We start from the raw sequence: 7,843 nt of genomic DNA on the forward strand, positions 1-7,843 counted from the left end.
TACTGCGAACAGTCCTGCTCGCACGGAAAGCACATTAAGTGCTTTCCGGCTCGTGCGGAACTTGTATCAAACTAAAGGCCAAGGGGCCTCTGCTATAAGAATCGATTGTCAGGTTATTTGAATTTGAAGATCTTCGACGCGCGGTACACAGGGGCCTGGGCTGAAAAGATCTTAGTTGTTAGTCGGTCGGAGACGGGCGGGCGTTACGTTTGTCGCGAGTTCCGCATGCAAAGAAGGCCACTTAATGTGGCCTTCGTCTTGCATAGGACTGTAGAGCAGCAAACGTAACGCCCGCCCGCCTCCGACCGACGGTCGAGTGGGGTTACTTCGCGGCGCCGGGGATGCCGTGGGAGGTTTTGGCGGTTTTTGCTCCGTTTACGATGGCGGTCTGTAAGGCCCTTACGGCGAGCATGCCCAACAGGTCTAGGGGAACGGTGGCGCTTGCCTGGGCGCCCAGTTTGCCGCTGGCGAGGGTGTAGATGGTGTCGCCGTCGTTGGTGGTGTGCGTGGGACGGATGGCGTGTGCGTAGGCGTCTGCGGCCATCTGGGAGACCTTGGTGGCTTGTGCCTTAGTGAGTTCCACGTTGGTGACGATGCAGCTGATGGTGGTGTTGGTGCGGTCGAGCGGCATCTGCATGGATCCGGCGGCGGCAAAGGCTGCGAGTTCCATGTCGACGATCTGGTCGCTATCGGCTGCGGCGCGCATACCGGCGACCCACTCGCCGGTGAAGGGGTCGACAACGTTGCCGCAGGCGTTGACCGAGACCACGGCGCCCACCTTGATGGGGCCGAGAGCCAAAGCGGCAGCGCCAAGGCCGGCCTTCATGCAGGTAGCGGGGCCCATGAGCTTACCCACGGTAGCGCCCGTGCCGGCGCCCACGTTGCCCTGTTCGAGCTTGGTGGGGGTGTTGTCGAGTGCTTCGCGCACGGCGGCGATGCCGGCCTCAATGTCGGGGCGAACGGTGGGGTTACCAAAGGCGAGGTCGAAGATGCAGCTGGAGCACACGATAGGCACCTGCGTGGGGCCGACGGGAAGGCCGATGCCGCGGCTCTCAAGCTCGCGAGCGACGCCGCTTGCAGCCTCGAGGCCAAAGGCTGATCCGCCCGAAAGGCAGACGGCGTGGACCTTGTCGACGGTGTTCTCAGGTCGCAGCAGGTCGGTTTCGCGCGAAGCGGGAGCACCGCCGCGAACGTCAACACCGCCGGTGGCGCCCTCGGGTGCCACGATTACGGTGCAACCGGTGCCGGCCTCCTCGTCCGTATAGTTGCCATAGCAAAAGCCATCGACATCGCAGACGTCAATGGTCTCGAGCAGTGTATCCATGTTTTACTCCTATCGGTTTTCCGCCGCGCCTTGTGCCCGGTCGGGATCCGTACGGTACGCCAAAATTGTAGGCGCTGGGGAATACCCAGCGCCAGATGCAATTACGAGAGTTTTTGAATCGCGCGCGCGACGCGGGCGATGGGTAGGCCCACCACGTTATAGAAGTCGCCCGAAATATCGTGCACGAGCATGCGTCCGCCTGTGCCCTGAATGCCGTAGGCGCCGGCCTTGTCCATGGGCTCACCCGAGGCGACGTAGCGCTCGATCTGCTCGTCGGTGAGCTCGTAGAACGTCACGTCGGTCACATCGACAAAGGATAGGCTCTCGGCGGCATGCGGGGCTGTAACGTCGCCGGCTTTAACGATGCAGACGCCGGTTGCGACCTGGTGCGTGCGGCCCGAAAGCTCACGGAGCATGGTGCGCGCCACGTCCTCGGTTGCCGGCTTGCCCAGAATCTTGCCGTCAAAGGTGACGATGGTGTCGGCCGCGACCGTCAGCTCATTGGGCTCGGCATACTCGGCAGCAACGGCAGCCGCCTTGGCGCGTGCCAAGCGCTCGACAAGCGTGAGCGGGGCCTCGCCGTCGAAGGGAGTCTCGTCGATATCTGCGGGAATCACGCGAATGTCATACCCTGCCTCGCGCATCAACTCGATGCGGCGCGGTGATTGCGAAGCCAAAATCATAGTTGGATGCCCTCGGCGACCTTCTCGACAGCCTTGTCGCCGGCGAGCGTGCGCAGCAGTTCAAGCGCAAAGGGGAGCGACTGGGCCATGCCGCTGGCGGTGATGATGTTGCCGTCTTGCGTAACCTTCTCGCCGGTATAGGCGCCCTCGGGGAAACTTTTCTCAAAGCCAGGGAAGCACGTGGCATGGCGCCCCTCGAGCAGGTCGAGCTCGCCCAGGATAAACGGGGCGGCGCAGATGGCGGCGACGTGCTTGGTCGCGGCGAACTCGCAGACCACGTCGCAGACGCGCTGATCTGCGCGCAAGTTGGTGGCACCGGGCAGGCCGCCGGGCAGCACGACGCAGTCGTACTCGTCAAAGTTGATCTCATCAAAGAGCGCATCGCAGGTCACGGGGATCTGCAGCGAGCTTACGACCTCACGCGTGGGCATAATCGAGACGAGCGTGGCACGCGCGCCGCCGCGACGCATGACATCGACCATGGTCAAGCACTCAATAGTTTCAAAGCCATCGGCGGCGAGAACGGCAACGCTGGGCATGAGGGTTCCTTTCATAGGCGGCATACAATTAGCCGTCTTATACCCCGAAGACCTCCGCTTGCCACGCTCGATTTCCCAATGTTTAAAATAGCCCCGTCCGAATTAGCTATCCTCACCCATCCTCAACAATCTCAATCTGTAACATCTAGACCCACTTTTGACCCTAACTGTTACAGTTCAAGACAAACGGAAACCGCCCCGACAAAACGTCTAAATCTGTAACATCTACGGACCAAAACCGGGTCTTACTGTTACAGATCGAGACAGTCCCCAACAGCACCGCCCCGTTTGGGGAACGACTGCCATAGGTACGGCGGGCAGAGGCTCACTTTTTTCCTCGGTTTTTTCTTGACGGAATCTCACCTGTTGTAGTACTTTGTCCCAGTCTAAAAACGCGTGGACTTTTCTGGGCGCTAGCCACCTTTTTGCCACGCAACCGAGCAGTCGGTTGCGTGGCTTTTTTCGTCTTGGCAGCAGGTACCACATGCACCGCCAGAAGACCGCACGAGCCCACCTTCCGACTGCAGGGAACAGACGCACGAGACGTGCATCTGTAAGACAGCAGACGGAAGGGAGCCTAATGGCAGGAACAAACACAATCAAGCAACAGGCCGCCGGGGCAGGAGCCACGGGCGTGGGACAGGCCAAGGCGGCGCTCCAGGTCTTTGCGGGCGGCGCCTGCTACGGCGCGATGGCCACGACCTACAAGCTCGCCTACGCCGCGGGCTTCACCTCGGCGCAGGTGGTGGCGAGCCAGGCGTGGTTCGGCTGCCTCTTCTTCGCCCTCGCCACACTCGCGGGCCACGCACTCGGGCACCGCTGGCAGCGCGTGGGCTGGAAGCTCGCCCTTAAGCTCATGGGCCTGGGAGCCCTCACCTGCCTCACCTCAATCCTCTACTGCTACGCCATGAGCGTGCTGCCCGCCCCGGTGGCGCTCACGCTCCTCTTCCAGTTCACGTGGCTGGGGCTCCTGTGGCAGACCGTCATGACGCGCCGACCGCCGAGGGTCCTCCAAGTGGCCTCCGCCCTGGTCATCGTCTTCGGAACGGTGTTCGCCAGCGGCGTCTACAAGACCGGCATCACCGGGTACGACCCCGTGGCCCTGCTCTGCGCGCTGGGGGCGGCCGTGTCCTGCTCCCTCTTTGTCACCCTCTCCGGCAAGGTCGAGGCCCCCTGCTCGTCCGAGCAGCGTGGCGTCATCGTGTGCGCGGGCTCCGTGGTCATGTCGCTCACGGTGTGCCCGGACTACGTCGTCTCGGGCGTCCTCGCCCAGGGCATCCTGCCCTTTGCCGTCATCGCCGGCTTCTTTGGCATGCTCTGCCCGGTCCTGCTCTTCGGCATGGGCTCTCCGCACCTGCCCGCGGGCCTCTCCACTGTCATGGCCGCCGCGGAACTCCCCGCCGGCCTGCTCATTGCCATGATTGTCCTCGGCGAGCCGCTCGGCGTCGTCGAGTGGCTGGGCGTCGCCATCATCCTCGCCGGCGTGTGCCTGGCGCAGGTCCCCTCCCTGCTTGGAGGCCGGGAGGCACGTCGCGCCGCCGCAGGACAAGCCGTCAGCTAGTCACCCCTTCACAGGCGGCCCGCGCGCATCAGGGAAAGGGCCACGGGCCCGGCGCGTGAGGTCGCAAGGACGTTATAAAGCGTCCCCCGCAGAGATGGGGGCGCCAGAGAGAAGGAGGCACTATGCCATTTCCAAAAGGGTTCCTTTGGGGAGGAGCTACCGCTGCCAACCAATGCGAGGGAGGTTATGACGAGGGCGGCCGCGGCCTTGCCAATGTCGACGTCATCCCACACGGGCCGGAGCGCAACGACGTGAGTCGCGGCCTGAGGCGCATGCTCGACTTTGAGCCCGGGTACTACTACCCGGCCCAGACGGGCATCGACTTCTACCACCACTACCGCGAGGACATAGCCCTCTTCGCGGAGATGGGCTTTAAGGTCTTTCGCCTCTCCATCGCTTGGAGTCGCATCTTCCCCAACGGCGACGAGGAGGAGCCCAACGAGGCCGGGCTCGCCTTCTACGAGGACGTGGTCCGCTGCTGCCGCGAGCACGGGATCGAGCCCCTCGTGACCATCACGCACTTCGACTGCCCCATCCACCTCGTCAAGAAGTACGGCGCCTGGCGAAACCGCACCCTTATCGAGCTCTACAAGCGGCTTGTGACGGTGCTCTTCAACCGCTACCGCGGCCTCGTGCGCTGGTGGATCACGTTCAACGAGATGAACATGATCTTGCACCGTCCCTTCATGGGTGCCGGCATCGTCCTCGAGCCCGGGGAGAATGCCCGCGAGGCCGAGTACCGCGCCGCGCACAACGAGCTCGTGGCGAGCGCCTGGGCCACCAAGATCGCCCACGAAGTCGACCCGGAGAACAAGGTAGGCTGCATGCTCGCCGCGGGAAGCTACTACCCCTACTCCTGTCGTCCCGAGGACGTCCGCGCAGCGCAGGTCAAGAACCAGGAGGACCTCTTCTTCGTGGACGTGCAGGCACGCGGGCACTACCCCGGCTACGCGCTCAAGATGCTCGAGCGCGAGGGCATCGACGTGGGCATGACCGCCGAGGACGAGCGCATCCTTGCGGAGAACACCGTCGACTTCATCTCGTTTAGCTACTACTCCTCGCGCTGCACCGCGGGCGACCCCGATTCCGTGGGCGGCGTCGCCGAGGGCAACGCCTTCGCCGGCGTGGAGAACCCCTACGTGCGCACGAGCGACTGGGGCTGGGTCATCGACCCGCTGGGGTTTCGCATCACGATCAACGACCTCTGGGACCGCTACCAGAAGCCGCTCTTTGTGGTGGAAAACGGCCTCGGCGCCTATGACGAGGTGCTTCCCGACGGCACGATCGAGGACGACTACCGCATCGCCTACCTGCGCGAGCACATCGAGGCCATGCGCGACGCCATCGAGCAGGACGGCGTCGAGATGCTCGGCTACACCACCTGGGGGCCGATCGACCTCGTGAGCGCGGGCTCCGGCGAGATGGAGAAGCGCTACGGCTTCATCTACGTGGACCGCGACAACCTGGGCAACGGCACGCTCGAGCGCAGGCGCAAGAAGAGCTTCTACTGGTACCAACAGGCCATCGCCACCAACGGAGGCGACCTGGGCTAGCCGCCTGGGCAATATCGCTAAGGAGAAAATAATGGCTGAAAAATACGACGATCTGGCCAGATCCATACTCGAGAACGTAGGCGGCGCCGAGAACGTCGCCAGCGTCGCGCACTGCATCACGCGCGTGCGCTTCAAGCTCAAGGACGAGTCCCGCGCCAACACGGCCAAGATCGAGGCCCTCAAGGGCGTTATCCAGGTCATCCAGGCCAACGGCCAGTACCAGGTGGTCGTGGGTAACATCGTCGAGGACGTCTACGACGCGGTCCTGGAGGCCTGCAGCTTCTCGGGCGGCGCAAGCGCCGACGACGAGCCCCAGGGCGATAAGACCGTTGCCTCCGTCGTCATCGACCTCATCTCTGGCATCTTCCAGCCCATCCTGGGACCGCTTGCCGCCGCAGGCATCATGAAGGGACTGCTTGCCCTCATCACCTACTTCGTCCCGGCCTTTGGAAACGACGGCCTCTACACGCTGCTCTACACCGTGGCTGACGGCTTCTTCTACTTCCTTCCCGTCGCCCTGGCGTTCAGTGCCGCGCGCAAGTTCCGCATGAACGAGTTCACCGGCGTGGCAATCGGCGTGGCGCTCCTCTACCCGACGATGGTCGCCCTGACCTCGGGCGAGGCGCTCGGCAGCATCGACCTCGGCGTGGCCGGCACGTTCTCGTGGTACGCCACCGCCCTCGGGGTCCCCATCATCATGCCCGTGTCCGGCTACGTGAGCTCGGTGATCCCTGTCCTTCTCATGGTGTGGTTCGGCTCTATCCTTGAGCGCTGGCTCAAGAGCTGGATGCCGACTGCGCTCAAGATGTTCCTCGTCCCGCTCGCCACGATGACGGTCTCCATCGTCTTGGGCTACCTCGTCATCGGCCCGGTGGCCACCCTCATCACCAACCTGCTGAGCGCGGCGTTCTCGTTCATCTTCCAGCTTCCCGTGGTTGGTTCCGTCCTGGGCAGCGCCCTGGTCGGCGGACTGTGGATGTGCCTCGTCATCTTTGGCTTCCACTGGAGCCTCATCCCCATCTCCATCATGAACCTAAACACCCTCGGCCACGACAGCGTGCTCGCCGCCACCATCGGCCACGGGTTCGCGCTCGGAGCGGTCATCTTTGCCATGTACCTCAGAAACAAGGACGAGCGCTTCCGCGGCATCGCCCTTCCCGCGATGATCTCCGCCTTCTTCTTCGGCGTCACCGAGCCGGGCATCTACGGCATCGCCCTGCCCAACAAGCGCGCATTCGTCGTGGCATGCCTGAGTTCCGCCGTTGGCGGCGCCATCGTGGGAATGACGGGCGCCCTCATGTACATCTCGGGCGGCCTCGGCGTCTTCAACCTGCTCAACTTCATCGACGGGACCCCTGGTGGCGCCGGGATCTCTCACATGATCTTCGCGATCATCGCCTCGCTCGTCTCTGCCGTCCTGGCCTTTGTTATCGAGTTCATCACCTACCGGCCCAACGACGAAGAGGAAGGCGCCCGCTAGCTTGCGCCTCTTCTCGACCAGCTCCATGTAATTGAGGAGCAGTTGAGGTGGGTGAGGGCCGAGGGCGATCAAGGTGGCCGCCCTCGGCCCGGGACAACCTGCCAGAAGGCGTTTAGCTTTCTCGGGCGGCGCTGAAATGAACTGCGCCCCGATACTTGGACGGGTCAATTAGCGGCCTATGCCGCACATGGGGACTGATTCCGGAACTCCTCCGGGGTCAGCCCCTTTTGCTTAGCCCGCCTCCTCCTCTTGTTCCAGTGAACGGTATAGGCTTCGAGGTCCCGCTTGAACTCCTCGAAGCTCCGCCACGTCCGGTTCCTGTAGAATTCGTCCTTCAGGCGCCCCGGCAGCAGCTCCGTCGCATGAGCTTGCCCTCGCACGCCGCCGGCCCCGGCCGGGTCCGGGCACCCTTCGGCCTCCCGCCGGCCTTCGGCGCGCCCGTACCCCCTGTCGCAAAGCTCTGTTGCAAGAGTCCTCAGCGTGGCGTCGTGCCTGACTCTCCCGTCCATAAAGAAGCCCCCATTTCTAATGTTCAAGAAATGAGGGGGCGGTTCAATTTCGGGACGGGGATTAAATAAGGCTCTGTTAGACCAGGATTGACATTCCGCCCCGTCATCTTCTTGCGATTGCACAATGGTCGCCCCTTGTCGAATCTGAATCCGGCAAGGGGCGATGCGCCCGAGACCGGACGAGTTGCTCGCCT

General features: G+C 63.3%; 7 protein-coding genes. 3 read left to right on the forward strand and 4 right to left on the reverse strand.

The window, feature by feature from the left end:
- Positions 1 to 322 precede the first annotated feature (322 nt).
- The 3 genes from RX395_RS08600 to RX395_RS08610 form a co-directional block, all read right to left on the reverse strand.
- Positions 323 to 1,324 (reverse strand): P1 family peptidase, encoded by a 1,002-nt coding sequence (locus RX395_RS08600; RefSeq protein ID WP_316366917.1) that lies wholly within the window; start codon positions 1,322 to 1,324, stop codon positions 323 to 325.
- Positions 1,325 to 1,425: 101 nt separating this feature from the next.
- Complete coding sequence (locus RX395_RS08605; RefSeq protein ID WP_316366920.1) at positions 1,426 to 2,007, reverse strand: Maf family protein; 582 nt, start codon at positions 2,005 to 2,007, stop codon at positions 1,426 to 1,428.
- Positions 2,004 to 2,546 (reverse strand): DJ-1 family glyoxalase III, encoded by a 543-nt coding sequence (locus RX395_RS08610; RefSeq protein WP_316366925.1) that lies wholly within the window; start codon positions 2,544 to 2,546, stop codon positions 2,004 to 2,006. The genes RX395_RS08605 and RX395_RS08610 overlap by 4 nt, the downstream gene beginning before the upstream one ends.
- 829 nt (positions 2,547 to 3,375) lie before the next feature.
- On the opposite strand from RX395_RS08610, the gene RX395_RS08615 reads away from it, so the two are divergent.
- The 3 genes from RX395_RS08615 to RX395_RS08625 all read left to right on the forward strand — a co-directional run bounded on the left by RX395_RS08615 (position 3,376) and on the right by RX395_RS08625 (position 7,140).
- The gene (locus tag RX395_RS08615) at positions 3,376 to 4,107 is read left to right on the forward strand and encodes a DMT family transporter (protein ID WP_316366930.1); all 732 of its coding nucleotides are present in this window, start codon (positions 3,376 to 3,378) and stop codon (positions 4,105 to 4,107) included.
- A 122-nt stretch (positions 4,108 to 4,229) separates the two neighbouring features.
- Positions 4,230 to 5,660 (forward strand): 6-phospho-beta-glucosidase, encoded by a 1,431-nt coding sequence (locus tag RX395_RS08620; RefSeq protein WP_316366935.1) that lies wholly within the window; start codon positions 4,230 to 4,232, stop codon positions 5,658 to 5,660.
- A gap of 31 nt (positions 5,661 to 5,691) precedes the next feature.
- Complete coding sequence (locus RX395_RS08625; protein WP_316366940.1) at positions 5,692 to 7,140, forward strand: PTS transporter subunit EIIC; 1,449 nt, start codon at positions 5,692 to 5,694, stop codon at positions 7,138 to 7,140.
- A 176-nt stretch (positions 7,141 to 7,316) separates the two neighbouring features.
- Here the strand turns inward: RX395_RS08625 and RX395_RS08630 are convergent, their stop codons facing one another.
- Positions 7,317 to 7,649 (reverse strand): IS3 family transposase, encoded by a 333-nt coding sequence (locus RX395_RS08630; RefSeq protein ID WP_316366944.1) that lies wholly within the window; start codon positions 7,647 to 7,649, stop codon positions 7,317 to 7,319.
- Positions 7,650 to 7,843 lie beyond the last annotated feature (194 nt).

Source organism: Collinsella aerofaciens (assembly GCF_032584215.1).
GTDB lineage: Bacteria > Actinomycetota > Coriobacteriia > Coriobacteriales > Coriobacteriaceae > Collinsella.

Coding starts and splice junctions, on each gene's coding strand:
- RX395_RS08605 (WP_316366920.1), bottom strand. CDS start 2,007: ATGATTTTGGCTTCGCAATCACCGCGCCGCATCGAGTTGATGCGCGAG.
- RX395_RS08620 (WP_316366935.1), top strand. CDS start 4,230: ATGCCATTTCCAAAAGGGTTCCTTTGGGGAGGAGCTACCGCTGCCAAC.
- RX395_RS08625 (WP_316366940.1), top strand. CDS start 5,692: ATGGCTGAAAAATACGACGATCTGGCCAGATCCATACTCGAGAACGTA.
- RX395_RS08630 (WP_316366944.1), bottom strand. CDS start 7,649: ATGGACGGGAGAGTCAGGCACGACGCCACGCTGAGGACTCTTGCAACA.
- RX395_RS08610 (WP_316366925.1), bottom strand. CDS start 2,546: ATGCCCAGCGTTGCCGTTCTCGCCGCCGATGGCTTTGAAACTATTGAG.
- RX395_RS08600 (WP_316366917.1), bottom strand. CDS start 1,324: ATGGATACACTGCTCGAGACCATTGACGTCTGCGATGTCGATGGCTTT.